28 protein-coding genes are annotated in these 24,863 nt (G+C 68.2%); 11 read left to right on the forward strand and 17 right to left on the reverse strand.

Annotated features, from left to right (window positions below; all coding sequences use genetic code 11):
* The first annotated feature begins 40 nt into the window (after positions 1-40).
* From AC1RRS_RS14475 to AC1RRS_RS14485, 3 genes are all read left to right on the forward strand, one after another.
* Positions 41-178, forward strand: coding sequence for a hypothetical protein (locus AC1RRS_RS14475; protein ID WP_487292125.1), 138 nt, complete (start codon positions 41-43; stop codon positions 176-178).
* Positions 179-224: 46 nt separating this feature from the next.
* On the forward strand, positions 225-629 hold the full coding sequence (locus tag AC1RRS_RS14480; RefSeq protein WP_492855766.1) for an SRPBCC family protein: 405 nt from the start codon (positions 225-227) through the stop codon (positions 627-629).
* A gap of 91 nt (positions 630-720) precedes the next feature.
* A complete protein-coding gene (locus tag AC1RRS_RS14485) occupies positions 721-2,820 on the forward strand; it encodes a catalase (protein WP_492855767.1) in 2,100 nt (699 codons plus the stop codon).
* 162 nt (positions 2,821-2,982) lie between these two features.
* Here AC1RRS_RS14485 and AC1RRS_RS14490 read toward each other — a convergent pair whose 3' ends face one another.
* The 10 genes from AC1RRS_RS14490 to trmD all read right to left on the reverse strand — a co-directional run bounded on the left by AC1RRS_RS14490 (position 2,983) and on the right by trmD (position 12,863).
* Positions 2,983-4,911, reverse strand: coding sequence for a methyl-accepting chemotaxis protein (locus AC1RRS_RS14490; protein WP_492855768.1), 1,929 nt, complete (start codon positions 4,909-4,911; stop codon positions 2,983-2,985).
* Between the two features lie 102 nt (positions 4,912-5,013).
* Positions 5,014-6,066, reverse strand: a complete 1,053-nt coding sequence (gene leuB, locus AC1RRS_RS14495; protein ID WP_492855769.1) for a 3-isopropylmalate dehydrogenase — start codon at positions 6,064-6,066, stop codon at positions 5,014-5,016.
* 1 nt (position 6,067) lies between these two features.
* Positions 6,068-6,370, reverse strand: a complete 303-nt coding sequence (locus tag AC1RRS_RS14500) for a putative quinol monooxygenase (protein WP_492855770.1) — start codon at positions 6,368-6,370, stop codon at positions 6,068-6,070.
* A 140-nt stretch (positions 6,371-6,510) separates the two neighbouring features.
* Positions 6,511-7,116, reverse strand: a complete 606-nt coding sequence (gene leuD / locus AC1RRS_RS14505; protein WP_492855771.1) for a 3-isopropylmalate dehydratase small subunit — start codon at positions 7,114-7,116, stop codon at positions 6,511-6,513.
* An 11-nt stretch (positions 7,117-7,127) separates the two neighbouring features.
* Positions 7,128-8,054, reverse strand: a complete 927-nt coding sequence (locus tag AC1RRS_RS14510; protein WP_492855772.1) for a hypothetical protein — start codon at positions 8,052-8,054, stop codon at positions 7,128-7,130.
* Positions 8,051-9,484, reverse strand: a complete 1,434-nt coding sequence (leuC, locus tag AC1RRS_RS14515) for a 3-isopropylmalate dehydratase large subunit (RefSeq protein ID WP_487292132.1) — start codon at positions 9,482-9,484, stop codon at positions 8,051-8,053. Before leuC ends, AC1RRS_RS14510 begins: the two co-directional genes overlap by 4 nt.
* A 390-nt stretch (positions 9,485-9,874) precedes the next feature.
* A complete protein-coding gene (locus AC1RRS_RS14520; RefSeq protein ID WP_492855773.1) occupies positions 9,875-11,041 on the reverse strand; it encodes a hypothetical protein in 1,167 nt (388 codons plus the stop codon).
* Between the two features lie 111 nt (positions 11,042-11,152).
* Entirely contained in the window at positions 11,153-11,569 is a 417-nt protein-coding gene (locus AC1RRS_RS14525; RefSeq protein WP_492855774.1) for a hypothetical protein, read from the reverse strand.
* Between the two features lie 170 nt (positions 11,570-11,739).
* The gene (gene rplS / locus AC1RRS_RS14530; RefSeq protein ID WP_487292134.1) at positions 11,740-12,123 is read right to left on the reverse strand and encodes a 50S ribosomal protein L19; all 384 of its coding nucleotides are present in this window, start codon (positions 12,121-12,123) and stop codon (positions 11,740-11,742) included.
* A gap of 2 nt (positions 12,124-12,125) precedes the next feature.
* Positions 12,126-12,863 carry a tRNA (guanosine(37)-N1)-methyltransferase TrmD gene (gene trmD, locus AC1RRS_RS14535; protein ID WP_110122138.1) on the reverse strand — a complete coding sequence of 246 codons (738 nt, stop codon included), beginning with the start codon at positions 12,861-12,863 and terminating at the stop codon, positions 12,126-12,128.
* Between the two features lie 238 nt (positions 12,864-13,101).
* Between trmD and rlmN the strand changes: the two genes are divergently transcribed.
* The 5 genes from rlmN (at position 13,102) to AC1RRS_RS14560 (ending at position 16,383) form a co-directional block, all read left to right on the forward strand.
* Complete coding sequence (gene rlmN / locus AC1RRS_RS14540) at positions 13,102-14,316, forward strand: dual-specificity RNA methyltransferase RlmN (protein ID WP_487292135.1); 1,215 nt, start codon at positions 13,102-13,104, stop codon at positions 14,314-14,316.
* Positions 14,313-14,690, forward strand: coding sequence for a hypothetical protein (locus AC1RRS_RS14545; protein ID WP_492855775.1), 378 nt, complete (start codon positions 14,313-14,315; stop codon positions 14,688-14,690). Before rlmN ends, AC1RRS_RS14545 begins: the two co-directional genes overlap by 4 nt.
* 5 nt (positions 14,691-14,695) lie before the next feature.
* Entirely contained in the window at positions 14,696-15,004 is a 309-nt protein-coding gene (locus AC1RRS_RS14550; protein WP_492855776.1) for a hypothetical protein, read from the forward strand.
* A gap of 82 nt (positions 15,005-15,086) precedes the next feature.
* The gene (locus AC1RRS_RS14555; RefSeq protein WP_487292137.1) at positions 15,087-15,512 is read left to right on the forward strand and encodes a DUF350 domain-containing protein; all 426 of its coding nucleotides are present in this window, start codon (positions 15,087-15,089) and stop codon (positions 15,510-15,512) included.
* 28 nt (positions 15,513-15,540) lie between these two features.
* Positions 15,541-16,383 (forward strand): S1 family peptidase, encoded by an 843-nt coding sequence (locus tag AC1RRS_RS14560; RefSeq protein WP_492855777.1) that lies wholly within the window; start codon positions 15,541-15,543, stop codon positions 16,381-16,383.
* Between the two features lie 170 nt (positions 16,384-16,553).
* Here AC1RRS_RS14560 and hemF read toward each other — a convergent pair whose 3' ends face one another.
* The 3 genes from hemF to AC1RRS_RS14575 form a co-directional block, all read right to left on the reverse strand.
* A complete protein-coding gene (hemF, locus tag AC1RRS_RS14565) occupies positions 16,554-17,438 on the reverse strand; it encodes an oxygen-dependent coproporphyrinogen oxidase (protein ID WP_492855778.1) in 885 nt (294 codons plus the stop codon).
* A 296-nt stretch (positions 17,439-17,734) separates the two neighbouring features.
* Positions 17,735-18,676, reverse strand: a complete 942-nt coding sequence (locus AC1RRS_RS14570) for an electron transfer flavoprotein subunit alpha/FixB family protein (protein WP_492855779.1) — start codon at positions 18,674-18,676, stop codon at positions 17,735-17,737.
* Positions 18,676-19,422, reverse strand: coding sequence for an electron transfer flavoprotein subunit beta/FixA family protein (locus AC1RRS_RS14575; protein ID WP_487292142.1), 747 nt, complete (start codon positions 19,420-19,422; stop codon positions 18,676-18,678). The genes AC1RRS_RS14570 and AC1RRS_RS14575 overlap by 1 nt, the downstream gene beginning before the upstream one ends.
* A gap of 229 nt (positions 19,423-19,651) precedes the next feature.
* On the opposite strand from AC1RRS_RS14575, the gene AC1RRS_RS14580 reads away from it, so the two are divergent.
* The gene (locus AC1RRS_RS14580; RefSeq protein ID WP_487292143.1) at positions 19,652-19,918 is read left to right on the forward strand and encodes a hypothetical protein; all 267 of its coding nucleotides are present in this window, start codon (positions 19,652-19,654) and stop codon (positions 19,916-19,918) included.
* A gap of 26 nt (positions 19,919-19,944) precedes the next feature.
* Here the strand turns inward: AC1RRS_RS14580 and AC1RRS_RS14585 are convergent, their stop codons facing one another.
* Genes AC1RRS_RS14585 through AC1RRS_RS14595 form a run of 3 tightly spaced genes read right to left on the reverse strand, consistent with a single transcriptional unit; the run spans position 19,945 to position 20,760 of the window.
* Positions 19,945-20,100, reverse strand: a complete 156-nt coding sequence (locus AC1RRS_RS14585; protein WP_492855780.1) for a hypothetical protein — start codon at positions 20,098-20,100, stop codon at positions 19,945-19,947.
* A gap of 31 nt (positions 20,101-20,131) precedes the next feature.
* Positions 20,132-20,491: a DUF6481 family protein gene (locus AC1RRS_RS14590; RefSeq protein WP_492855781.1), complete on the reverse strand. Its 360-nt coding sequence runs from the start codon at positions 20,489-20,491 to the stop codon at positions 20,132-20,134.
* Positions 20,492-20,550: 59 nt separating this feature from the next.
* Complete coding sequence (locus AC1RRS_RS14595) at positions 20,551-20,760, reverse strand: cold-shock protein (RefSeq protein WP_110120022.1); 210 nt, start codon at positions 20,758-20,760, stop codon at positions 20,551-20,553.
* Between the two features lie 314 nt (positions 20,761-21,074).
* Here AC1RRS_RS14595 and AC1RRS_RS14600 point away from each other — a divergent pair, with 314 nt between their 5' ends.
* Positions 21,075-21,344: a hypothetical protein gene (locus AC1RRS_RS14600; protein ID WP_487292145.1), complete on the forward strand. Its 270-nt coding sequence runs from the start codon at positions 21,075-21,077 to the stop codon at positions 21,342-21,344.
* A 245-nt stretch (positions 21,345-21,589) separates the two neighbouring features.
* Entirely contained in the window at positions 21,590-23,386 is a 1,797-nt protein-coding gene (locus AC1RRS_RS14605; protein WP_492855782.1) for a discoidin domain-containing protein, read from the forward strand.
* Positions 23,387-23,567: 181 nt separating this feature from the next.
* On the opposite strand, the gene AC1RRS_RS14610 is transcribed toward AC1RRS_RS14605, so the two are convergent.
* Positions 23,568-24,788: a CCA tRNA nucleotidyltransferase gene (locus AC1RRS_RS14610; protein ID WP_487292170.1), complete on the reverse strand. Its 1,221-nt coding sequence runs from the start codon at positions 24,786-24,788 to the stop codon at positions 23,568-23,570.
* Positions 24,789-24,863 lie beyond the last annotated feature (75 nt).

Raw genomic sequence — 24,863 nt, forward strand, 5'->3', positions numbered from 1 at the left:
GCTCCCTCCCCCAGGGAGAACAGAGACGGAGGAGGAAGCCATGGCCTATATCAGCCTGGAGGCGCGCCACCAGACCGCGTCGCCCCGCCGCCGGATCCGTTGGGAGCGCGTCGCGATCGTCGGCGCCAGCCTCGGCCTCTGGGCCGGCATCATCGCCCTGGCCACAGCCCTTTCCTGACCCTTCGGCGCGGACAGCTCGCGCGCCGCTTGGCCGCGAGATGTCCATGCCCCTGAATCCCTGCCGCCCGATCTCCATCGGCGTCGCCCGAACGGCCGCCGACGTCTATGACTATGCGCGCCGCCCCGAGACCATGCCCGAATGGGCCGCGGGCCTGGGCGGCGGCCTGCGCGCCTCCGCAGAACCCGACATCTGGATCGTCGACACGCCCGAGGGGGAGGCCCAGGTGCGCTTCTCACCCGACAATCCCTACGGCGTTCTCGACCACTGGGTGACCCTGGCCGACGGGACCGAAGTCTCGGTTCCCCTGCGCGTGGTGGCCAACGGCGACGGCGCCGAGGTCACCCTGACCCTCTTCCGCCTGCCCGACATGGACGACGCCGCCTTCGAGCGCGACGCCCAGGCGGTGACCCGCGACCTCGAAACCCTGAAGGCGCGCCTGGAAGGCTGAGGCCGCAAGCGTCGCCGGAGGAACCGCCACACTCACCCCAGGGTTTGGCTACCGGTCCCCGCAACACCGCCGGGACCAACGAGGGCAGGCCATGGACGATGGTTTCATCACCAAGCGCGGAACAGGCGACGAAACCCATCAACAGGTTCCCAAGGACGGCCCGCACGATGCCGAGGGCCACCTGACCACCAACCAGGGCGTCCGGGTCTCCGACAACCAGAACCAGCTGAAGTCGGGCCCGCGCGGCCCAGTGCTGCTGGAAGACTTCGTCCTGCGGGAAAAGATCTTCCACTTCGACCACGAGCGCATCCCCGAGCGCATCGTCCACGCGCGCGGTTCGGCCGCCCACGGCTTCTTCGAACCCTATCCGGCGGCGGCCAAGCTCAGCAAGGCCGACCTCTTCCAGCGTCCGGGCGAGAAGACCCCGGTGTTCGTGCGCTTCTCCACCGTGGCCGGCGGCGCGGGCAGCGTCGACACGCCCCGCGACGTGCGCGGCTTCGCGGTGAAGTTCTACACCCAGGAGGGCAACTGGGATCTGGTGGGCAACAACATCCCGGTGTTCTTCATCCAGGACGCCATGAAGTTTCCCGACCTCGTCCACTCGGTGAAGATGGAGGCCGACCGCGGCTATCCCCAGGCCGCCAGCGCCCACGACACCTTCTGGGACTTCATCAGCCTGATGCCCGAGGCCACCCACATGATCATGTGGGCGATGAGCGACCGGACCATTCCGCGCAGCTTGCGCACCATCGAGGGCTTCGGCGTCCACACCTTCCGGCTGATCGACGCCCGGGGGAAGTCGACCTTCGTCAAGTTCCACTGGAAGCCCAAGCAGGGCGTGGCCTCGACGCTCTGGGACGAGGCGGTGAAGATCGCCGGCGCCGATCCCGACTTCCAGCGCCGCGACCTGTTCGAGGCCATCCAGCGCGGCGACTTCCCCGAATGGGAGTTGGGCGTGCAGGCCTTCGACCAGGCCTTCGCCGACGGTTTCGAGTTCGACGTCCTCGATCCCACCAAGATCATCCCCGAGGAGGTGCTGCCGATCACCCCGATCGGCCGCATGGTGCTGGACCGCTGGCCCGACAACTTCTTCGCCGAGACCGAGCAGGCGGCCTACTGCCCGGGCAACATCGTGCCGGGCGTCGACTTCACCAACGACCCGCTGCTGCAGGGGCGCCTGTTCTCCTATCTCGACACCCAGAAGAGCCGGCTGGGCACGTCCAACTTCCACCAGATACCCATCAACGCGCCCAAGTGCCCGGTGATGAACTTCCAGCGCGACGGCATGATGCAGATGCTGCAGCCCAAGGGCCGCGCCAACTACGAGCCCAACAGCCTGGCCGAAACGGCCGGCGAGATCGGCGGGCCGCGCGAATGCCCGGCCACCGGCTTCCATACCCACGAGGCCGCCGACCGCGACGACGAGCAGGGCGACAAGCTGCGCATCCGCCCCGAAAGCTTCGCCGACCACTACAGCCAGGCGCGCCTGTTCTTCCGCTCGCTCGACCCGGCCGAACAGGCGCACCTGGCCTCGGCCCTGGTGTTCGAGCTGTCGAAGGTGGGGATCGAGGCGGTGCGGACACGGATGCTGTCCAACCTGGTCAATGTCGATCCGGAGCTGGCGGCCCGGGTCGGCGACGGCCTGAACATGCCCGTGCCCAAGGCCTCGAAGACGGCGGTTCCGGTGCGGGACCTGCCGCCCTCGCCCGCCCTGCGGATCGTCAACGGCCCGCGCGCTCCGGCCGAGCTGAAGGGCCACGTTATCGGCGTCCTGGTCGCCGACGGCTCCGACGCCAAGGCGGTCGATCGACTGAAGGCGGCGATCGCCAAGGCCGGCGCCGTGGCCAAGGTGATCGCCCCGAAGATCGGCGGCGCCAAGGGCGCGGACGGAACCCTGATCCCCGCCGACGGCCAGCTGGCCGGAACCCCGTCGGTGACGGTGGACGCCGTGGCCCTGGTGCTGTCGGACGACGGCTGCGCGGCCCTGCTGAAGGAGGCCGCCGCCGTTCAGTTTGTCATGGACGCCTTCGGCCACCTCAAGGCCATCGGCGCCAATGAGGCCGCCAAGCCTCTGCTGGACAAGGCCGGGGTCGAGCCGGACAAGGGCGTGACCGGCCTGGGCGAGGATTTCCTCGCCGCCGCGGTCAAGCGGTTCTGGGACCGCGAACCGAAGGTGCGGACCCTGGCTTAAAACCCCTCTCCCCTTGCGGGAGGGGGCAGCCTCGCGAAAGCGGGGTGTCGCACATACAGAAACGCCGCGACGGCTGTTCAGCTGTCGCGGCGTCTTGCGTCTGGGAAACCCCTCATCCGTCGGCTGTCGCCGACACCCTCTCCCACAAGGACAGAAGGGGGATCAGAACTCTTCCCAGGCGTCGGCTTCCACCTTCAGGGCGGCCGAGCCTTCGCTGGCGAAGGCGGCGGCGCGGGCCTGGGCGGCGCGGGCCGGGCTGGCGGTGGGACGCGAGGCGGGAGAGGCCGCGCGCGGGGCCGAGGCGATCGCCGCGCCGCCGGTGACCTTGAAGCGGCCGACCTGCACGGCCAGCTCGCCGGCCTCGCCCTTCAGTGAGTGGGTGGCGGCGGTGGCTTCCTCGACCATGGCGGCGTTCTGCTGAACGACCTGGTCCATCTGGTTCACGGCGCTGTTGACCTGGTGCAGGCCGGTGGCCTGCTCCTGGGCGCTGGCGGCGATCTCGCCGACCAGGGCGTCGATGCTGGCGACCTGGCTGACGATGGCGCGCAGGGCCTCGCCGGTCTGGCCGACGAGGGACACGCCCGAGCCGACCTGCTGGGTCGAGGTCGAGATCAGGCCCTTGATCTCCTTGGCGGCCTCGGCCGAGCGCTGGGCCAGGGCCCGCACCTCTTGCGCCACGACCGCGAAGCCCTTGCCGGCGTCGCCGGCGCGGGCGGCTTCGACGCCCGCGTTGAGGGCCAGCAGGTTGGTCTGGAAGGCGATCTCGTCGATCACGCCGATGATGTTGCCGATCTGGCCCGAGGACTGCTCGATGCCGGCCATGGCGCTGACGGCCTGGTCGACGATCCGGCCCGAGCGCTCGGCGCCGGCGCGGGCGTCGGCCACGAGGCCCGAGACCTCCTTGGCGCCGGTCGCGGTCTTGCGGACGGTGGCCGTGATCTGGTCGAGCGCAGCGGCGGTCTCTTCCAGGCTGGCGGCCTGCTGCTCGGTGCGACGCGACAGGTCGTCGGAGGCCTGGGCGATCTCTTCCGAACCGGCGCGGATGCCGCCGGCCGCGCCGTTGATGCCGCGCATGGCCTCTTCCAGGCGAGCGACGGCGGCGTTGAAGTCGGCCTTCAGCTGTTCGGTTTCCGGAGCGAAGCGGGCGGTGATGCGGAAGGTCAGGTCGCCGTTCGACAGGTGGTCCAGGGCCTCGGCCAGGGCGGCGACCGCGACGGCGTCTTCCTGGGCCTTGGCGGCCTTCTCGGCCTCGACGCGGGCGCGCTCGCTCTCGGTCAGGCGACGCTGCTCGACGGCCTCGCCTTCCAGGCGCAGCTTGTGGATGGCGGCGTCCTTGAAGCTCAGCACAGCCTCGGCCATCTGGCCGACCTCGTCCTTGCGGCCTACGGCCGGGACTTCGATGCTGTTGTCGCCGCCGGCCAGGCGGCGCATGGCCGCCGTCATCGCCGCCACCGAGGCGCCGATGGTCGCCGACAGCATCCAGCCCATCACCCCGGCGATGGCCAGGGCGACGACGCCGCCGATCGCCAGCGACAGGATGGCCGTGTCCATGGCCGACTTCATTTCCTTGGCCCGCAGGGCCACGCGGTCGCTGGCCGCGGCGGTCAGCTCCTGCTGCACGGCGCGGATCTGCGTCAGGCTCTTGCGGCCCGTCAGTTCACCGGCGGTGACACGGCCCATCACCGGGTCATTGGACATGGCCGTCAGGACCGGATCGGCGATCGTCGTGCGCCAGTCGGCCATCGCCGCGCGCAGGCGCTGGATGCGGGCCTTCTGCTCGGCGACGGTGGTCTTGCCCTCGAAGGCGTCAAGCGCCTGGTCGAACTGGCTCGCGTTGTCCTTGTAGGTCTGGGCGAAGTCGGCGTCGCCGAGCAGGGCGTAGGCCCGCAGGGCGTTCTGCTGCTCCAGCACCAGGTTCATCACCGACTGGGCGTCGGTGGCCAGGGACTGGCTGCGCTGGCTGGAGACGGCGGCGTCCTCGATGCGCTGCAGGCTGGTGAACACCACCGCCGACGAGGCGATGAAAGCGATGATCAGCGCGCTGAACGCGATGCCCAGCTTCGTCGAGATCTTCAAGTCGTTGAAACGCATTTCGCCCAGCCCTCAACCTATCATTCGATAAGACGAGGAACTGGGCGATAAAACTTAAGCACAGATTGCAAAATGCAGGAATAACAACGCTATATCAGAAATCTAGATGCGACAAAGAACCGCATCACCCATCTGAACAGTCGTAAGTTCACCTCCGAGATCACGGGTACGAGCCCCCGAATCCAGCGCGGCCTTGACCGCCGCCAGCAGACGATCGGCGGCTTCGACTTCCTTCAGCGACCAGCGCAGGGCCATCTCGAACGACAGGATGGCGGCCAGCGGATTGGCCAGGCCCTTGCCGGCGATGTCGGGGGCCGAGCCGTGGATCGGCTCGTACAGACCCGGCTTGTTCGGATCGCCGATGGCGGCCGAGGGCAGCATGCCCAGCGAGCCGGTCAGCATGGCCGCCGCGTCCGACAGGATGTCGCCGAACAGGTTGTCGGTGACGATGACGTCGAACTGCTTGGGGGCGCGCACCAGCTGCATGGCGCAGTTGTCGGCCAGGATGTGCTCCAGCTCGACATCCGGATACTCGCGCTTGTGCAGTTCGGTGATCACCTGCTTCCACAGCAGGCCCGACTCCATGACGTTGGACTTCTCGGCCGAGTGGACCTTGTTCTTGCGGCCGCGAGCCAGTTCGAAGGCCACGCGCCCGGCGCGCTCGATCTCGCTGGTCGTGTAGAGAGCGGTGTCGAAGCCCTTCTTCTGGCCGTCGGGCAGGGTCTCGATGCCGCGCGGCTCGCCGAAATAGACGCCGCCGACCAGCTCGCGCACGAACATGATGTCCAGGCCCGAGACCAGTTCGGTCTTCAGGCTGGACGCGCCGGCCAGGGCCTCGAAGCAGTAGGCCGGGCGCAGGTTGGCGTAGACGTTCATCGCCTTGCGCAGGTTCAGCAGGCCGGCTTCCGGGCGCAGGTGGCGCGGGGCGTCGGCCCACTTGGGACCACCGACCGCGCCCATCAGCACCGCGTCGCTGGCCAGGGCGCGATCACGCACCTCGTCGGTCAGCGGCGTGCCGTGCGCGTCGTAGCTGGCGCCGCCGTAGATGGCTTCCTCGACCACCAGGTTCGGCGTGAGCGCGGCCGCGACGCGGCGCACCTCGGCGCAGACTTCCGGACCGATGCCGTCGCCGGGGAGCAGGAGGAGCTTAGCCATTTCAGATCTCGCGATAGTCAGAAACGTCGAATGACGACATGCGGCGGTCGTGGACGCCGTGCTCGGCCTGAGCCTCGCGCCAGAGCGCCATATGCGGCGAAGCGCGATGGAAGGCCAGAGCCGCTTCGTCGGTGAAGTGCTCGAACACCAGGATCAGGCCGGGATCAAGCGGATCCTCGGAGAGGGCGTAGGCCAGGCATCCCGGCTCGCCGCGCGATCCGGCCACCTGGGCCGCCAGGTGCGGCCGCAGGCTCTCCAGGCGCTCAGGCGCGAAGCGGATGGAGCCGGCGAGGATCAGGGTCATCTGCTGCACTCCCCCTTCCCCCTTTGATGGGGGAAGGGTCGGGGACGGGGGTGGAAGCCTGTCAGGATGTAGCGCGAACCGAGCCGCCGCTGTCACCCCCACCCCAGCCCTCCCCCATCAAGGGGGAGGGAGCAAGCGGGCTATTCCAGCCAGGGCTGGCCGATGGCGCGCTTGCTTTCGAAGACGTCGATGTCGGTGGCGTGCTGCAGGGTCTCGCCGATGGCGTCCAGGCCCTTGAGCATCTTCTGCTTGCGCACCGGATCGATCTGGAAGGCGAAGGTCTTGCCCGAGGGCGAGATCACCGTCTGGGCTTCCAGGTCGATGCTGACCATGTGGTTGCCGCCCTTGGCTTCGTCCATCAGGAGCGAGACCTCGTCGGGCGCCAGCACCACCGGCAGCAGGCCGTTGTTGAAGCAGTTGTTGTTGAAGATGTCGGCGAAGCTGGTCGAGATCACGCACAGGATGCCGAAGTCCATCAGCGCCCACGGGGCGTGCTCGCGCGAGCTGCCGCAGCCGAAGTTGTCGCCGGCGATCAGCACGGACGAGCCCTTGTACTCCGGCCGGTTCAGCACGAAGTCGGCGATCTCGTTCCCCGCCGGATCGAAGCGGAAGTCGAAGAACAGGCCCTTGGCCAGGCCTTCGCGCTCGACGGTCTTCAGGAACTGCTTGGGGATGATCTGGTCGGTGTCGATATTGGCCAGCGACAGGGGCGCCGCGCGGCCGTCGAGACGGGTGAAGGGCTGCATTCGCGCCTCTCCTAGTTCTTCAGGGTCTGGGTGATGGCCCAGCGTTCGGTGCGGCCGTTCAGCTGGCCGCTGCTCGGATCGGTGAGAACGGTCTTGCTCTCGCAGTCGGCCTTGACCGGCAGGCCGATCTTCAGGTCGATCTCGTAGAGACAGCCGCTGGTGTTCTCGAACCTCATCTTGGCGAACATCGCCTTGACGTCGGGCTTCTGGGCGTCGGGGCCCATCTGGGCGGCCATGGCCTCGATCATCTTGGCGATGATCGCCGTGGTCGACTCCGGATCCAGGCTCCGGCTCCAGCGCACCACGCCGACGCCGCGCGCCTCGTCGATCTTCTCGATCGAGACGACGCCCTTGGCCTTGATCGCGCCGCCGCCGAACGGGCTGGCGATCTCGTCGTCGTAGGTCAGCGGCTTGCCGACCTCCAGCTCGACGTTCACCGGCACGGTCAGCAGGCTGTCTTCCTTGAGCATGACCGTGGCGGCCTGCTCGGGGCTCATCCTGGCGAACATGCTCGTCACGGCGCCGATGGCCTTGGCCGCGTCCGCGTCGTCGCCGGCCAGGGCGGTCAGCGCCTTGGTGACGTCGGCGACCGTGGCCGGCCAATCCTCGATCGACACCGGCGAGAGGCTTTCGTCGGCGTCGTAGACATAGGTCCGCGCCAGCATGCCCTCGAGCGCGGCCTGCACCTTGGCCTGCTGCGCGGCCGTGCCGACCTTGGGCAGTTCCGTCGACACCGGCTTCAGAGTCACGCGGTAGCCGTCGCCCCGGGTCTCGATCGTCTTGGCGTAGACCGTCCTGCCGCCGATCGGCGCGGCGGCCTTGCCGTCACGGATGTCCTCGCGGCTCTTGACCACGACCATCTCGACCTGCGCCGTCTTGGGCAGGTCGAGCGGCGCGGCGAAGGTCGAGGCCGCCGCCAGGGCGAGCAGCAGACTCACGACAGCAGGGTCCGCACGTCGACCAGGTGGCCGGCGATCGCCGCCGCCGCCGCCATCGCCGGCGAGACCAGGTGGGTGCGGCCGCCGCGGCCCTGACGGCCTTCGAAGTTGCGGTTGCTGGTCGAGGCGCAGCGCTCGCCCGGCTCGAGGCGGTCGGGGTTCATGCCCAGGCACATCGAGCAGCCCGGCTCGCGCCAGTCGAAGCCGGCGGCCTTGAAGATGGCGTCCAGCCCCTCGGCCTCGGCCTGTTCCTTCACCAGGCCCGAGCCCGGCACGACCATCGCCTTGACGTGCGGGGCCACGAGGCGGCCGTGCAGGAAGGCTTCCTGCACCACCGCGGCGGCGGCGCGCATGTCCTCGATGCGGCTGTTGGTGCACGAGCCGATGAAGACGCGGTCGATCCTGGCTTCCGAGATCGGCTGGCCGGCGGTCAGGCCCATATATTCGAGAGCCCGGTGGGCGGCGGCGCGCTTGTCAGCGGTGCCGAAGCTTTCCGGCTCGGGCACGTTGCCGGTGACCGGGATGACGTCCTCGGGGCTGGTGCCCCAGGTGACCATCGGCACGAGGGCCGAGCCGTCGATGACGACGGTGCGGTCGAAGACGGCGCCTTCGTCGGTGAAGAAGGTCTTCCAGTGGGCCACGGCCATGTCCCAGGCCGCGCCCTTCGGCGCGGCGGGCTTGCCCATGACGTATTCGAAGGTGGTCTCGTCGGGCGCGACCAGGCCGGCCTTGGCGCCGCCCTCGATGGTCAGGTTGCAGAGGGTCATGCGGCCCTCCATCGTCAGGCCGCGCACGGCCTCGCCAGCGTATTCGATGACATAGCCGGTGCCGCCGGCCGTGCCGATCTCGCCGATGACGGCGAGCGCGATATCCTTGGCGGTGACGCCGGGACCCAGCTGGCCGTCGACCCGAACCAGCAGGTTCTTGGCCTTCTTCTGGCGCAGGGTCTGGGTCGCCAGCACGTGCTCGACTTCCGACGTGCCGATGCCGTGGGCCAGGGCCCCGAAGGCGCCGTGGGTCGAGGTGTGGCTGTCGCCGCAGACGATGGTCATGCCCGGCTGGGTGCGGCCCTGCTCGGGACCGACCACGTGGACGATGCCGTTGCGGATGTCGCCCATCGGGAAATACTCGATCCCGTTGTCGGCGACGTTGCGGCCAAGCGTCTGGAGCTGAAGGCGCGCCTCCTCGTCGGCGACGGCGTCGACGCCGGCGGCCTGGTTCTCGGTCGGCACGTTGTGATCCGCCACGGCGAGCGTGCGGTCGGGCCGGCGCACGGGGCGATGCGCGGCGCGAAGGCCGGCGAAGGCCTGTGGCGTCGTCACCTCGTGGATGAGATGCAGGTCGATGTACAGGATGGCCTCGCCGTCGGCTTCGCTGACGACGTGGGCGTCCCAGATCTTGTCGTAGAGGGTCTTTGTTGCGCGGGTCATAGCGCCTCGCATCTAGGCCCGAAGCGGTGGCGCGTAAAGCGTGGATGCGCCGAAAATCCGCTGTGTGATCGCCGAGCGACGACTGATCTTGCCCCAGACACGCAAGGATCGCCGGATCGGACGCACATTTCTTGCCCGAGCCCGCGACATAGCGCCGCCACGACGTCTCCTAGAACGACTAAGGGCGCGCCGGTCGTAGAGACCTGTCGGCGCGCCCTGACATCGTTTTCAACACTCCAGGGGCCGATGGCTCCACCTGAAGAGGGCCGTCCACTAGAAAGGAGACGGTCTGGAAGCCCGTCGACTGAGCGGCGGGGGTGACAGCATTCAGCGCCTAGAACGCGGTTCTGTCAACAAGCGTGCGAACGCACCAAGCTTGACCTTGCGACCTCACGGCACGGCGATGTTATTGGCGACGGCCGAACCCGCGAGCTGCAGCGGTTTGCGGTAGGTGTTGCCGAGAGCGATGGTGTTCAGGGCGCTGGCCTCCACTAGGCTCAGGGCCGCGACGGTCGAGCGGAAATCGTTGCCCCTGAAGATGTTGTAGCCGGCGGAGCCATAGACCAGGGCGTCGAAGTTCTGGTTGGCGGTAAAGTTGACGTTGGTGACCCGCACCGCCGAGCAGCTTTCCACCGCGACCCCGTATTCCTGCGCCGACACGTTGTCGCCGCCCAGGTACTGCAGCTCTGTACAGAGCGACAGGTGGACGTTGGAGCTCTTCGACGCCCCCACCCAGGAGGGCGCGAACGTGCCCCGGATCACGTTGTACAGCCGCACGTTCTTCACCCCGACGGGCACGTCGTACATGCCGCCGGCGTCGAAGACGTTCTCGTTGAAGGCGACGCGCAGATTGCCCGATTCCGTGATCGAGGCCGTTCCGCCGTTGACCATGGTGTTGGCCATGAGCCGAAAGCCGCAGCTGTCGGTCACCGCCGCCGGATCACCGTCGATATTGGCGTTCCACAGCAGATTGAGCTCGAAGACGTTGTCGCTGGCCGTCATGTTGACCGCGTAGCGCGTGTACAGGCCGGTGTTGTTGCCCCAGACGTGGTTGGTCGTCAGGCTGCCCAACTGGACGTAGGTCAGGTTCAGGCCGATGTCGTAGCCGAAGATGTCGCAACCCTCGACCCACAGATAGCCCACGCTGTTGGCCAGCGCCGTCGCCAGGGTCTTGACCCCGCAGCTACCGCTCGTCCGGGTCCCGCCGATGCTCTCCAGCTTCAGGTTCGACAGGGTGACGTTGTTGACCCCGGCGGCGATGGCGAAGGCAGTGACGCCCGCCGGCGTCACGATCTTTGCCGCGCCTCTCGCGTGCTGGAAGATCTTGATCGGCTTGGTCAGGGTGACCGTGCTGTTCAGCCGGATCGGTCCGGGGATCAGCAGGGCGGCGCCGGCCGGCATGGCCGCGATCGCCGCCGTCAGTACGCCGCTCATGTCGGTAGCGCCGTCGAACACCGCCCCGGCGTATTCGCCCAGGCTCAGCACATAGTCGGAAATCTGGTCATTCATCGGCCGCGACGCCGCGCCATAACCCGGACGAAGGAAATATTCAGTCATTACAATACCCTTTGTACAATCTCGGCGGCGCTCGAAATAGAACGCCGCCCGGACGACCCAAGATCGGGCCGACGCCTGCACAGTCGGATATCGAAGCGTCAGAAGCGGTCGCTATGACGTCGGCTTCAGCTCGGCCAGCATCTGGTCGCCCTTGCCGTCGCAGTTCCAGTCGGCGATCACGACGCCATTGAACGTGCTGTAGATGGCCCCGGCGTCCATCAGCCCGTCGCCGTCCCGGTCGACATAGACGTGGCCGTCCTCGCCCGCCCGGCCGGCCTTCAGCGCGTAGAACCCCATGCCCTCTATCTTGCGCAGCGGCATGAGGTCGCCCCTGCGCAGGCGCTCGCCTCCGTAGCCGCCGAACACCCACAGCCGCGCCTCGTTGAGGTTCACCAGCAGGCCCGTCCGGCCGGTCTTGGCGATCAGCCGGGTCTTGCCCTGGGTGCAGAGCGGTCCGAGCGGCGCCGCGGCGCCCATGACCAGCAGCGCGACCGCCGCCAGCCCCGCCGCCTTCGCCATCCGCCGCATGTCGCCCTCCCCTTCAGCCGAGACGGCAGACTAGCGCCATCCAAGACGGGCCGGCGTGATAAATGTCACCCAAAGTTGCATTGCTGACCGACGCCCAGGGCAAGACGCCAAAGCAAAAGGCCCCGGCGTTTCCACCGGGGCCTTCGATCCTCTCGCCGAAGCGGAAGGGCTTATTCGGCGTCGCGACGAACGTTGACGCGCTCGGCGATACGGGCCGACTTACCGCGACGGTCGCGCAGGTAGTACAGCTTGGCGCGACGGACGACGCCGCGGCGCTTGACTTCGATGCTTTCGATGCTCGGCGAGAGCAGCGGGAACAGACGTTCCACGCCTTCGCCGAACGAGATCTTGCGGACGGTGAAGCTCTCGTGGACGCCGGTGCCGGCGCGGGCGATGCAGACGCCCTCATAGGCCTGAACGCGCTCGCGCTCGCCTTCCTTGATCTTCACGTTGACGCGCAGGGTGTCGCCGGGACGGAAGTCCGGGATCGCGCGGACGGCCAGCAGACGGGCCGCTTCTTCTTGCTCGAGCTGAGCGACGATGTTGATCGCCATGATCATTTCTCCTTGGGCTTACCCGTTTTCGGGCCGCCTTTTGCCTGTTGATTGGCGAGATGCGCTTCCCAGAGATCGGGCCGCCGCTCGCGGGTCGTTTCTTCACGCATACTGCGCCGCCACTGGTCGACCTTCTTGTGGTCGCCCGACAGCAGCACCTCGGGGATGTCGAGCCCTTCGAACGTCCGCGGCCTGGTGTACTGCGGATGCTCGAGGAGACCGTCCTCGAAGCTTTCTTCCAGCGTGCTCTCGATGTTCCCCAGCACACCCGGGGCCAGTCGAACGCACGCCTCGATCACCACCATCGCCGCCGCCTCGCCACCGGCGAGAACCGCGTCTCCGACGGAGACCTCCTCGAACCCGCGGGCGTCGAGCACCCGTTGGTCCACCCCCTCGAAGCGGCCGCACAGCACCACGATGCCGGGCGCCTTGCTCCACTCACGAACGCGCGCCTGGGTCAGGGGCCTGCCCCGGGCGCTCATGTACAAAAGCGGCCGTCCGCCCAGGTCCACGCTGTCGAGCGCAGAGGCGATGACGTCCGCTTTCAGTACGGCTCCCGCGCCGCCACCCGCGGGGGTGTCGTCGAGGAAGCCGCGCTTATCCTTGGAAAAGGCGCGAATGTCCAGTGTTTCCAAACGCCACAGGTCGGCCTCCTTCCAGGCGGTCCCGATCATCGAGACGCCGAGCGGGCCGGGGAAGGCCTCGGGGAACATGGTCATGACGGTGGCGGTGAACGGCATGGGCGCGGTTTAGCGGGAGATGGCGGGATTGTCGAAGGGGGCCCCCTCAGTCGCTCCGCGACAGCTCCGCCAGAGGGGGAGCATCTTTGCGCCGGCGCTTTCTAAATCCTCCCCCTCTGGGGGAGGTGGCCCGGAGGGCCGGAGGGGGCCTTTCGCCGCACGCTTTTGGAAAACCGGCCCACATCTGCTATATCCCCGCCTCGACCCCGCACATTCCTCGAATTTCCCGGACCGCCCCTTGAGCGTCACCCTCGACCTGTCCCGCGTCGCCCCTGCTGAAAAGCAAACCGGGGCCGATGCGGCCAAGCCGCCCGTCAACCTGTCGGGCCTGACCCGCCCGCAGCTGATCGCCGCCCTGACGGAGAGCGGCGTGGTCGAGCACGGCAAGGCCAAGATGCGCGCCACCCAGGTGTTCCGCTGGATCCACCACCGCGGCGTCACCGACTTCGCCCAGATGAGCGACGTGGCCAAGGAAACCCGCGCGCGCCTGGCCGAGACCTTCACGATCGCCCGCCCCGAGGTGGTCGAGCGCCAGGTCTCCAAGGACGGCACCCGCAAGTGGCTGATCCGCATGGCCCCGGGCATCGAGGTCGAGACGGTCTATATTCCGTCGGTCGGCCGGGTCGGCGCCCTGTGCGTCTCCAGCCAGGTCGGCTGCACGCTGAACTGCAGCTTCTGCCACACCGGCACCCAGCCCCTGGTGCGCAACCTGACGGCGGCCGAGATCGTCGCCCAGGTGCAGATCGCCAAGGACGACCTCGCCGAATGGCCGTCCGACAAGGAAGACCGCCTGCTCTCGAACATCGTGTTCATGGGCATGGGCGAGCCGCTCTACAATCTGGGCCAGGTGTCCGACGCCATCGAGATCATCAGCGACAACGAGGGCATCGGCATCTCGCGTCGCCGCATCACGGTCTCGACCTCGGGCGTCGTGCCGATGCTGGGCAAGCTGGGCGAGACGACCCAGGCCATGCTGGCCATCAGCCTGCACGCCACCAACGACCCGCTGCGCGACGAACTCGTACCGCTGAACAAGAAGTACCCGATCGCCCAGCTGATGGACGGCATCCGCGCCTATCCGGGCCTGTCCAACGCCCGCCGGGTGACCTTCGAGTACGTGATGCTGAAGGGCGTCAACGACAGCCCCGACGAAGCCCGCGCGCTCGTGAAGCTGATCAAGGGCATCCCCGCCAAGATCAACCTGATCCCGTTCAACCCGTGGCCGGGCAGCCAGTACGAGTGCTCGGACTGGGGCGCGATCGAGACCTTCGCGGCGATCCTCAACAAGGCCGGTTACTCCTCGCCGATCCGCACCCCGCGCGGCCGCGATATCCTGGCCGCCTGCGGCCAGTTGAAGAGCGAAAGCGAGAAGGTCCGCGCAAGCGCCCTGCGCAAGCTGTCGATGGCGGCCATGGCCGGGATGCTGGAAGAGGACGCGGACGACGCGGCGTGAGACGCGCCCTCGCCGCGCTCGCCCTGACCGCCTTCGCTGTGGCCGCGCCGGCCGGCGCGACCCTGCCGCGCGGCCGCCCCTACTGGACGCCGACCCCCGCCCAGGTGGCCAAGCTGGAATCCCAGACCTCGCGCAAGCCGGGCATGGCTCCGATCTGGCGCTACGGCCGCGACTACGCCGGCGTCACGCTGGACGACCGCAAGATGATCGTCGGCCGCTGGGTGCGCGACGACAGCGGCCGCACCATCGGCGTGCGCATCGGCCCGCTGTCGGCCATCCCCGACATCGCCGACGGCGGCTGCTCGGTCGTCTCTGTGATGTACGACGTCAAGACCGAGCGCCTGGTCTCGATGACCTGTAACGGCGAGGGCTGAGCGTCGTGCCAGGGCCCTGGGGCAAGACCCGCCTCGCGCTGTTCGCCCTGGCGATCGCCTGCATGGGCGGCGCGGTGTGGGGCGGCCTGTGGCCGCTGCTGATCATCACCGTCCTGCTCCAAGCCGCCAACGCCCTGCTCTTCAAGTGCCCGCGCTGCGGTCTGGATCTCGGCGCCTGGAGCGCGGGGCCGTTCCATGGCCTCTCGGAAATGCACTTCGGCGCCTTCCCCGCCGACTGCCCGCGCTGCGGCCGCTCGCGGCTCGACGTCCGCCCCGCCCAGAGGCTGCGCGCCCCCGAACCCTGGCCGCGCTGACCCGCCTGAGGCGAGCCCTCTACGCAAGACTCGCCGACCCGTGTTAGAGCTTGCCCCTTCAGTCCCCGGGGGTCGCGTAACCATGCCTCAGATCCAGTCGCCCGAGATTCAGGCCTTCGCCAACGGCCTGCTGACGACCCTGACCCATGTGGGCGTGACCATGGTCATGCTCATCGCGGGGGCCGCCATCTACATCCTTCTGACGCCCCATCGCGAGATCAAGCTGATCCGCGAGGGCAACGCCGCCGCCGCCGTGTCGCTGGGCGGGGTGCTGACGGGCCTGGCCATTCCGCTGGCCGCCTCGCTGGCCGCCTCGACCTCGGTGATCGAGATCCTGCTGTGGGGCGTGGCCACCCTGGCGCTGCAGCTGCTCGTCTTCCGCCTGACCGACATGATGCTCAAGGGCCTGCCCGAGCGGATCAACGAGGGCGAGGTCTCGGCCGCGGCCCTGCTGGTCGGCGCCAAGCTCGCCACCGCCATCATCATCGCCGCCGGCGTGGCGGGCTGAGGCGGAGGGACGAACCGGAGCGGGGCGCGTGCATTTCCCCAAGCTTCCAGACTGGCTGGTCTACGGCGCCGTGGTCGCCGCCCTGCTGGTGGTCGCCGTCGGCCGCCAGGAGCGCGCCGACGCGCCTCCGCCGCCGCCGCCGGTGCCCGGCGAGGAAGGCGTGCCCCTGGGCCCCGCCTCGCCCTTCGACCCGTCGATCGTCGTCCAGGTGCCCGACAAGCAGGAGCCCGCCTCAGGCACGGCCTTCTCGGTGGGCACGCAAGGGATCTGGCTGACCGCCCGCCACGTGGTCGACGGCTGCAAGTCGGCCGCCATCCTGGTCGCCGACGGGCGCGGCGTGGCCGCCAAGGTCATCATCGATCCGCGCTTCGACGCCGCCATCCTGACCACCGAGGGCGGCGCCCCGGCCATGCCGATGAACACCGGCGACCCGCGCAAGGGCATGCGAGCCTTCCACCCCGGCTTCCCGCAAGGCCACGCCGGCGAGGTCGCCTCGCGCCTGATCGGCCGCGAGAACCTGGTGATCCACGGCCGAGGGGCCCGCACCGAGCCCGTCCTGGTCTGGGCCGAGGTCGGCCGCACCGACAATCTGAAGGGCACCCTGGCCGGCCTCTCCGGCGCCCCGGCCCTCGACAGCGCAGGCAGAGTGATCGGCGTGACGGTGGCCGAATCCCCGCGCCGGGGCCGCATCTACACCACCGCCCCCGAAAGCCTGCGCTCCCTGATCGCCCGCTCGCCCCGCCGCGGCGGCGACAATGGCGTTCCCGAGTTCGCCCCGGGCGAGTCCATCACCACCGACAACTACGGCCGCATCGCCGACGGCCTGCGGCGGGACCTGCGCGTGGCGCAGGTGGTTTGTTTGGCCGTCTAAGTCCCCTCTCCCCTTGCGGGAGAGGGTGGCCCCCGCGAAGGCGGGGGTCGGGTGAGGGGTCGCTCATACGAAAACGCCGCGACAGCTGATCAGCTTTCGCGACGTCTTACTTCTGAGAGACCCCTCATCCGTCGCCTACGGCGACACCTTCTCCCGCAAGGGGAGAAGGATCACGGCCACTTCACCTCGGGCGGCATGGAGCTGAGGATCGACTCGACGTTGCCGCCGGTCTTCAGGCCGAACATCGTGCCGCGGTCGTAGAGCAGGTTGAACTCGACGTAGCGGCCGCGCTGGATCAGTTGCTGCTCGCGCTCGTCCGCCGTCCACGCCTCGCCCATCCGACGACGGACCAGGGTCGGATAGATCTCCAGGAACGCCCGGCCGACATCCTGAGTGAAGGCGAAGTCGCGCCCCCAGTCGCCGCTGTCGTGGTGGTCGTAGAAGATGCCGCCGATGCCGCGCGGCTCGTTGCGGTGCGGCAGGAAGAAGTACTCGTCGCACCAGGCCTTGTACTTGGCGTACCAGTCCGGATCGTGCTTGTCGCAGGCCCGCTGGTAGGCGGCGTGGAAGTCGATGGCGTCCGGAAAGTCCTGCTGGCGCTGGTAGCCCAGCAGCGGGGTCAGGTCGCCGCCGCCGCCGAACCAGCCCTTGGTCGTGGCGATGAAGCGGGTGTTCATGTGCACGGCCGGCACGCGCGGATTGGTCATGTGCGCGATCAGGCTGATGCCGGTGGCGAAGAACCGCGGATCCTCGGCCGCGCCCGGCATGGTCTTGGCCATTTCCGGCGGGAAGGTCCCGAACACGGTCGAGACATGCACCCCGACCTTCTCGAACAGGCGGCCGTGCATCATCCCCATCACACCGCCGCCGCCGGCCGGACGATCCCACGGCTTCAGCTCGAAGCGGCCGGGCGTGTCGCCGTAGAGCTCGGCGGGGGCCTCGTCCTCCAGGGTCTCGAAGGCGGCGCAGATCTGGTCGCGCAGGCTCTCGAACCAGGCCTTTGCACGGGCCTTCTGGGCGTCGAGATCGGAAAGGGTGTCGGCTTGTTGCGTCATGGGATCGGCTTAAGCCCAAGCCCGATCCCGCGCAAATCCGGGGGCGCGCATAAGGGGTTTTGCGGAGGATCCAGATCAAAAAAGGGACCCAACTCCTCCCCCGTGAAACGGGGGAGGTGGCGCGGCGCCATCGGCGACGTGACGGAGGGGGCGACGGCCGGCACGGCGCCCAGTCTCGCCCCCTCCACCCCTTCGGGGTCCCCCTCCCCCGTTTGCACGGGGGAGGAGAAAGCGCCCCAAAAAGCAAAAGGCCCGGGATCGCTCCCGGGCCTTTCGTACTCGACAGGCGAGAAGCCTTACTTGCCGGCGGCGGTGAGCGCGCTCAGCAGTTCCGGCACGGCGGTCTTGTAGTCGGCGACCAGGCCGTAGTCGGCGACCTGGAAGATCGGCGCGTCGGCGTCCTTGTTGATCGCGACGATCACCTTGGAGTCCTTCATGCCGGCCAGGTGCTGGATGGCGCCCGAGATGCCCACGGCGATGTAGAGCTGCGGGGCGACGACCTTGCCGGTCTGGCCGACCTGGTAGTCGTTCGGGGCGTAGCCGGCGTCGACCGCGGCGCGCGAAGCGCCGACAGCGGCGCCCAGCTTGTCGGCCAGGGGCTCGATGACCGCCTGGAACTCTTCGGCCGAGCCCATGGCGCGGCCGCCCGAGACGACGATCTTGGCCGCGGCCAGTTCCGGACGGTCCGACTTGACCATCTCTTCGCTGACGAAGCGGGTCTTGGCCGCATCGGCGCCCGAGACGGCTTCCACCGAGGCCGAGCCGCCTTCGCCGGCCGCCGGGAAGGCGGTCGGACGAACGGTGATCACCTTCTTGGCGTCGGACGACTGGACGGTCTCCAGCGCGTTGCCGGCGTAGATCGGGCGCACGAAGGTGTCGGCCGACACCACTTCGACGATGTCGCTGATCGGGGCGACGTCGAGCTTGGCGGCGATGCGCGGGGCGAAGTTCTTGCCGCCGGCGGTGGCCGGAACGAGGATCGCATCGTAGTTGCCCGCGATGGCCAGGGCGGCGTCGGCCTGGGCTTCGGCGATCCCGTGACCCAGAGCGTCGCTCTCGGCGGTCAGCACCTTGCGGACGCCGGCGATCTTGGCGGCTTCGGCGGCGACAGCCGAAACGCCCGAGCCCAGCACCAGCACGTCCACGTCGCCCGACAGCTTCAGGGCGGCGGTGACGGTCTTGTGGGTGCCGTCACGCAGGTGCGCGTTGTCGTTATCGGCGATGACGAGAACGGCCATTACAGCACCCCCGCGGTCGTGAGCTTGGAGACGAGGTCGGCGGCGGACTCGACCTTGACGCCCGCCGAACGCTTGGCGGGCTCGGTGACCTTGACGACGGTCAGGCGCGGAGCGACGTCGACGCCGTAGTCGGCGACGGTCTTCTGCGCGATTTCCTTCTTCTTGGCCTTCATGATGTTGGGCAGAGACGCATAGCGCGGCTCGTTGAGGCGCAGGTCGGCGGTGACCACGGCCGGCAGGTCGACGTCGAGCGTCTGCAGGCCGCCGTCCACTTCGCGGGTGACCTTGGCGGCCGAACCCGAGATCTCGATCGCCGAGGCGTAGGTCGCCTGCGGCCAGTCGAGCAGGGCCGACAGCATCTGGCCCACGGCGTTGTTGTCGCCGTCGATGGCCTGCTTGCCCATCAGGACGAGGCCCGGCTGTTCTTCGGCCACGACGGCCTTCAGCAGCTTGGCCACGGCCAGCGGCTCGAGGTCGGCGTCGCTGGTGATCAGGATGCCGCGGTCGCCGCCCATGGCCAGCGCCGTGCGGATGGTTTCCTGGGCTTGAGCCGGGCCGATCGAGACGATGACGACCTCGGTCGCCGCGCCCTTTTCCTTGAGGCGCACCGCCTCTTCGACCGCGATCTCGCAGAACGGGTTCATCGACATCTTGACGTTCGCCAGGTCGACGCCCGTCTGGTCGGCTTTCACCCGAGCCTTCACGTTGTAATCGATAACCCGTTTGACCGGGACCAGAACCTTCATCGGTCTACGCCGCCTCCTGGCTGCTCTTTCGAGGTTTCCCCTGCTTGGACAATCGACTTAGCGCGTCCGCACAGGTTTGCAAGTTTCCCCTAACGTAAGCGTAATGCTCTTTTTCAGGGATCATTCAAACAAATGTACGACACCTTCCGCGCGCCGTCAGCGCCGTCCGGCGCTCCGCCTCGCGAAATGGGGCTAGCCACATAGCGCGGCCAGTGCTTAAGACGCCGCCATGAACCGCACGATCAACCGCCTGAAGATCATCTTCATCGGCATCTTCCTCGCCAGCATCGTTGGCGTGTTCGGCTATCATTACCTGTGGGTGTGGCCGAAGGCGAAGTGCGAGGCGCGAGGCGGCGCCTGGGCCGGCAAATGGCTCAAGTGCGGCACGATCTATCCGATCGAGCAGTTGACCGGCCGGCCGGCGAACCTGCCGCCGATCAACACCGACACCTCCAAGATGGAAGGCCCGTCGGTCCGGAACCCGGAAAAGAAGTAAGGCCCCGTCGGCTCAGGGCCGGCGGATCAGGCGGAGGGCTCGCCCTCGCCCTCGCCTTCGCCCGACTCGGCGCGCTTGGCCGCGCGTTCGGCGGCTTTCTCGGCGGCTTTTTCCGCGGCCTTGGCCGCCTTCAGGCGCTCGCGTTCCTGGCGTTCGAAATTGTAGTTCGGCTTGCGGGCCATGGCGGCTCCCTTTGTAAGAAAGTCCGCGCAGTCAGGCGCGGGCCTTACGCGCGGCGTAACGTGCGTCGCGCTTGGCCTTAGCTTCAGCGTTGGTGAGCGCCTTACGTTCCTTACGCGCTCCACGCTTGGCGGCAAGCGCTTCTTCGGCCAAAGCCGCCTGAGCCTGGTCTTGGGCCGCCTGTTGCTCGACGGCTTCCGCCTTGATGAGCGCCCGCGCGGCGGACCGCTCCTTGCGAACCGCGGTCAGTTCGGCCGCGCGCAGGGCGGCGCGGTCTTCGAATTGGGGATCGGTGACAGCCGCCTTGGGCTTGAACTTGGCCAGCAGGGCCGCCTTGGCCTGCGCCGCGGTCTTGAGGCGATCGGCATGGCCGACGTTTTGGAATGAACTCATGAGATCCCTTCACGAAAACGCCCGCGGGAGGATCCCGCGGGCGAATTGAGACGTCGAGATCAGGCGGCCTGGAGTTGGCCGGCCGACATCTTGCCGCTGCGCTGGTCGCGCTCGAGTTCGAAGGCGACCTTCTGGCCTTCGTTCAGCGAACCGAGGGTCGAGCGCTCGACGGCCGAGATGTGGACGAACACGTCCGCGCCGCCGTCGTCGGGCTGGATGAAGCCGAAGCCCTTGGTGGAGTTGAACCACTTCACGGTGCCGGTAGCCATGGGAGAGTATCCTTAAGACAGGTGTAGCCGCACGGCCGTAATGGTCCGCGCGATCAAATTTTCGGAGAGGTTTTGGGTAGACTCGGGCGCTCGATCCGAAGAACAAGCGTGGAGAGCGGCCGAACCATTTCGATATTCGATCGTCAAATCATGCGCGCCTGTGGATTATTTCACAAGCGATTTCGAATCTTTTTCATTTCCACAAGCGGCGCCAGGCCGCTTTCATTTTTGGAAAATCTCGTCACGACCTGCTCGACCGGCGCCTTATTTCGATCGACCAGGATCGAACGGCCAAGCTCGGCGTTATCATCCCCATGCGTAAAGTTCCCCCCACTCCCCGTACGGGCGCCGGCGCCCTGACCATTTCCCGCCAGCGGCAGGACATCGACTTCTCGCTGCTGATCACCGGCGGCTCGGCCGCGCGGCGTGCCGGCAAGGGCAGCCTGACGGGCGAGCCGGCCGCGATGCGCGAGGCCTTCCGCGCCGGCGGCGGCCGCCTGACCCTGGACGACGGCGTCGAGCATGACATCGCCATCGTCGCCCACACCGAGGGCGAAGGCACGGTCTACTTCGAACTCCGCTAGGCGCGAAAATCGCTTCGCCTCGGTCGGCCAGGCTGGCCGAGGCGTCCGACTCTGTCGCAACATGAGAACAAAATAGGAACTGTCGAAAACGGGGGCCGGATCCAAGGATCACGCCGCCGCGGTCGACTCAGCCGCCCGCCGGGAATTTTCCACCGGCGTGGCTTCAACCCAAACCTATTGAACCAAAAGGTATTTCAGACATGCATAGCTTCCAGCCTCTACGCGGCCGGGCGTCCAAACGCGCGATGGCCGTAGCGGCCGCCTTGTGCCTGGCGTCACTGACCCCGGCCGCGGCATTGGCCGCCAACGGCCCCGGCGCCACCGTCGGCGCCATCCGCTGGGACGCCTGGGTGGGCGACACCAGCACCAACGGCGTCATCGCCGGCTCGCACATCGGTCTCGAGGTCGAGGGCGCCCTCGGCCCCAACCAGTTCCACGATCGGATCCCGTTCTACGGGGTCGAGACCTCGACCAGCAGCGTCCTGGTGCGCCAGTTGACGCAAGGCCAGATGGACGCCGACATCGCCTACGCCAAGCGGGCGGGCATCAACTACTGGGCCTTCTGCTACTACGCCGACGGCAGCGGCATGGACATCGCCCGCAACCTCTACCAGGCCAGCACCCAGCGCGAGGGCCTGAACTTCACCCTGGTGCTCGGCCCGGGCTCGATCCCGACGCCGACCCTGGTGACCGAGATGGCCAAGCCGCACTTCCAGAAGGTGCTGAACGGCCGGCCGCTGCTCTATCTGTTCGGTTTCTCGGCCGACAGCTATGCGGCGAACTACGTGGCCGAGGTGCGCGCGGCGGCGGCCACGGCGAGCCTGCCCAACCCGTACATCGTGGTGATGAACCCCACCTCGTCCACCGCCGCGAGCATCGCCTCGACGGTCGGGGCCGACGCGGTCAGCGCCTATGCCGACAGCCCGATCAACGGCGCGGCCTATTCGCAGGTGATCAGCCAGAACAGCGCCAACTGGAACAACCACAAGGCCACCGGCCACAAGGTGGTGCCCTGGGTCACCGCCGGCTGGGACAATCGTCCGCGGGCGCTCTATCCGCAGAGCTTCGTCAGCCCCACCCCGCCGACCAACGCCTGGGCCCAGCAGGCCACGGCGGCCGAGGTGGCGACCAACCTGCAGAACGCCCTGACCTGGAACCAGAACTTCGCCGCGACCGCCGACGCCAACACGGTGATCATGTACGCCTGGAACGAGTTCGACGAGGGCGGCTGGCTGACCCCGACGCTGTCCAAGGGGACCGACCGCGTCGACGCGCTGTCGAACACGCTGACCTACGCCAGTTCGTCCAACTGGGACGCCGGCCAGACGGCGCGGGGAGCCTTCGACGGCGACCCGTCCACCAACTGGCAGGCCGCCTCGGGCTTCGCCAATCAATGGGTGGAGATCGACTTCGGCAAGGACTCCACCTTCAGCCAGGCGACGATCAGCGAGTATGGCGCCCGCACCACCGGCTACCGGATCGAGTACCTCAACGGCTCGACCTGGAAGACGGCCTATACCGGGACCGGCATCGGCGCCTCCAGCACCGTGACCTTCCCGGCGGTGACCGGCCGCAAGGCCAGGCTCTACTTCACCTCGGGGATCGACACGCCGATCATCTACGAGGCCAGCCTGAACGCCACGCCGAACGTCTCGGCCAACCTCGCGCTGAACCGCTCCTACACGGCTTCGTCGCAGTGGGACGCCAGCCAGGGCGCGGCCAAGGCCTTCGACAACGATCCGAACACCAACTGGCAGGGCAGCGGCGCCAACATCGCCGGGACCTGGCTGGAGGTCGACTTCGGCGTCCGCAAGCCGTTCAACACCGCCACGATGTCGGAGTTCGGCGATCGCACGGGCGGCTACCGCATCGAGTACTGGGCCGGCCCCACGGTCGGCTGGACCACGGCCTACACCGGCACGACCATCGGCGCCTCCAAGACGGTGACCTTCCCGACGGTCAACGCCAGCAAGGCCCGCATCTACTGGACCTCGGGAACCTACACCCCGATCATCTACGAGGCCTCGTTCGGCCTGAACTAAGGTGACACGGCGCCTTCTCCTTCAAGGGAGAGGGCGCCGGCTTGCTGGAACCTCCCCCTGTGGGGGAGGCGGCCGCAGGCCGGTGGGGGGCCGTTTTCAGCTTTCGAAGCATCGGCCGATCTCGTACGGCCTCCCCCCACCGATCGCTACGCGATCACCTCCCCCACAGGGGGAGGTTTCGTTAAACCGCCATGCCCTGGACGACCGCCTTCAGGCGCTCGATCACCGACAGCTTGTCCTCGATGAAGTCCTGGTCGATCCACCAGATCTCGACCTCGCGCATCACCTCGCCGACCAGCGGCCCCTTGGGCACGCCGGCGCGCATCACTTCCTCGCCGGTCAGCGGGAAGGACGGCTGATCCCAGGTCTCGGCCAGGGCCAGCAGGGCCCGCCACTGCGGGGTGGTGGCCAAGCGGGTCGAGGCGGCCCAGGCCAGCTTCACCCGGTCGGTGAAGGTGCGCAGGCCTAGCGCATAGACGGCGCGGCGGGCCTCGCGCGGGCTCATCCACGAGACGATGCGCGGCGAGGTTCCCACCGCCTCGGCCAGCCGCTCCTTGAGGGCGTTGGACAGGCGCAGGCGCTCGGCCAACTCGCGGGCCAGGGCCACGTCGTCGGGGATCAAGGCGGCCAGGCGAAGCTCGACGTCGTTCTCGAACAGTTGCTCGGTCTCGATGGCGACCAGGCCGTCCAGGCGCGCCAGCGATTTGACGAACGGCAGGATCGCCGCCAGCACGCCGGTCGCCGCCATCAGCCGCAGGGCCGGACGCGGATCATCGGCGGCCAGCAGCTTGAGGATTTCCTTCTGGGTGCGCTCGGCGGCGCGGCCCGAGACCAGGCCCTTCAGCGCCTTGCAGGCGGCCAGGGCCTTCTGGTCGGGCTCGCCCTTGCCGTACCAGGCCTGGAAGCGGAAGAAGCGCAGGATGCGCAGATAGTCCTCGCGGATGCGGGTCATCGGCTCGCCGACGAACACCACCTTGCCGTCCTTGGCGTCCTGCACCCCGTGGCCGGTCGGGTCGTAGAGTCGGCCCTCGCCGTCGACATAGAGGGCGTTGAAACGGAAGTCGCGGCGCTGGGCGTCCTCCTCCCAGGCGTGGGTGAAGGCCACCACCGCCCGGCGGCCGTCGGTCGAGACGTCGCGGCGCAGGGTGGTGATCTCGAACGGGATCTTCTTGGCCACCGCCGTCACCGTGCCGTGGTCGACGCCGGTGGGGATGGCCTTCAGGCCCGCCTCACCCAGGGCCTCGATCACCTGGTCGGGCGTCAGGGTGGTGGCGATGTCGATGTCGTCGACCGGCTTGCCCATCAGGGTGTTGCGCACGCAGCCGCCCACGAAGCGGGCGCAGCCCGGCCGGCCCTTGGCCTCGAGCGCGGCGATCACCGCCTTGGTCTCGGGCCATTCCATCCACGGCGCCTTGCCGATGGTCTGGGTCTGCACGCGAAGTCCCCCTTTACGCAACGGCAGGCCGTCTCCCGTTGG

This window comes from Caulobacter sp. GW821-FHT12A07, from assembly GCF_058807655.1.

What these genes read in the sequence shown, in the direction of transcription:
- AC1RRS_RS14475 (WP_487292125.1), top strand. Translation starts at nt 41, where the DNA reads ATGGCCTATATCAGCCTGGAGGCGCGCCACCAGACCGCGTCGCCCCGC.
- AC1RRS_RS14480 (WP_492855766.1), top strand. Translation starts at nt 225, where the DNA reads ATGCCCCTGAATCCCTGCCGCCCGATCTCCATCGGCGTCGCCCGAACG.
- AC1RRS_RS14485 (WP_492855767.1), top strand. Translation starts at nt 721, where the DNA reads ATGGACGATGGTTTCATCACCAAGCGCGGAACAGGCGACGAAACCCAT.
- AC1RRS_RS14490 (WP_492855768.1), bottom strand. Translation starts at nt 4,911, where the DNA reads ATGCGTTTCAACGACTTGAAGATCTCGACGAAGCTGGGCATCGCGTTC.
- leuB (WP_492855769.1), bottom strand. Translation starts at nt 6,066, where the DNA reads ATGGCTAAGCTCCTCCTGCTCCCCGGCGACGGCATCGGTCCGGAAGTC.
- AC1RRS_RS14500 (WP_492855770.1), bottom strand. Translation starts at nt 6,370, where the DNA reads ATGACCCTGATCCTCGCCGGCTCCATCCGCTTCGCGCCTGAGCGCCTG.
- leuD (WP_492855771.1), bottom strand. Translation starts at nt 7,116, where the DNA reads ATGCAGCCCTTCACCCGTCTCGACGGCCGCGCGGCGCCCCTGTCGCTG.
- leuC (WP_487292132.1), bottom strand. Translation starts at nt 9,484, where the DNA reads ATGACCCGCGCAACAAAGACCCTCTACGACAAGATCTGGGACGCCCAC.
- AC1RRS_RS14520 (WP_492855773.1), bottom strand. Translation starts at nt 11,041, where the DNA reads ATGACTGAATATTTCCTTCGTCCGGGTTATGGCGCGGCGTCGCGGCCG.
- AC1RRS_RS14525 (WP_492855774.1), bottom strand. Translation starts at nt 11,569, where the DNA reads ATGCGGCGGATGGCGAAGGCGGCGGGGCTGGCGGCGGTCGCGCTGCTG.
- rplS (WP_487292134.1), bottom strand. Translation starts at nt 12,123, where the DNA reads ATGGCGATCAACATCGTCGCTCAGCTCGAGCAAGAAGAAGCGGCCCGT.
- trmD (WP_110122138.1), bottom strand. Translation starts at nt 12,863, where the DNA reads ATGCCGTTCACCGCCACCGTCATGACCATGTTCCCCGAGGCCTTCCCC.
- AC1RRS_RS14555 (WP_487292137.1), top strand. Translation starts at nt 15,087, where the DNA reads ATGCCTCAGATCCAGTCGCCCGAGATTCAGGCCTTCGCCAACGGCCTG.
- hemF (WP_492855778.1), bottom strand. Translation starts at nt 17,438, where the DNA reads ATGACGCAACAAGCCGACACCCTTTCCGATCTCGACGCCCAGAAGGCC.
- AC1RRS_RS14570 (WP_492855779.1), bottom strand. Translation starts at nt 18,676, where the DNA reads ATGGCCGTTCTCGTCATCGCCGATAACGACAACGCGCACCTGCGTGAC.
- AC1RRS_RS14575 (WP_487292142.1), bottom strand. Translation starts at nt 19,422, where the DNA reads ATGAAGGTTCTGGTCCCGGTCAAACGGGTTATCGATTACAACGTGAAG.
- AC1RRS_RS14580 (WP_487292143.1), top strand. Translation starts at nt 19,652, where the DNA reads ATGAACCGCACGATCAACCGCCTGAAGATCATCTTCATCGGCATCTTC.
- AC1RRS_RS14585 (WP_492855780.1), bottom strand. Translation starts at nt 20,100, where the DNA reads ATGGCCCGCAAGCCGAACTACAATTTCGAACGCCAGGAACGCGAGCGC.
- AC1RRS_RS14590 (WP_492855781.1), bottom strand. Translation starts at nt 20,491, where the DNA reads ATGAGTTCATTCCAAAACGTCGGCCATGCCGATCGCCTCAAGACCGCG.
- AC1RRS_RS14595 (WP_110120022.1), bottom strand. Translation starts at nt 20,760, where the DNA reads ATGGCTACCGGCACCGTGAAGTGGTTCAACTCCACCAAGGGCTTCGGC.
- AC1RRS_RS14600 (WP_487292145.1), top strand. Translation starts at nt 21,075, where the DNA reads ATGCGTAAAGTTCCCCCCACTCCCCGTACGGGCGCCGGCGCCCTGACC.
- AC1RRS_RS14605 (WP_492855782.1), top strand. Translation starts at nt 21,590, where the DNA reads ATGGCCGTAGCGGCCGCCTTGTGCCTGGCGTCACTGACCCCGGCCGCG.
- AC1RRS_RS14610 (WP_487292170.1), bottom strand. Translation starts at nt 24,788, where the DNA reads ATGGAATGGCCCGAGACCAAGGCGGTGATCGCCGCGCTCGAGGCCAAG.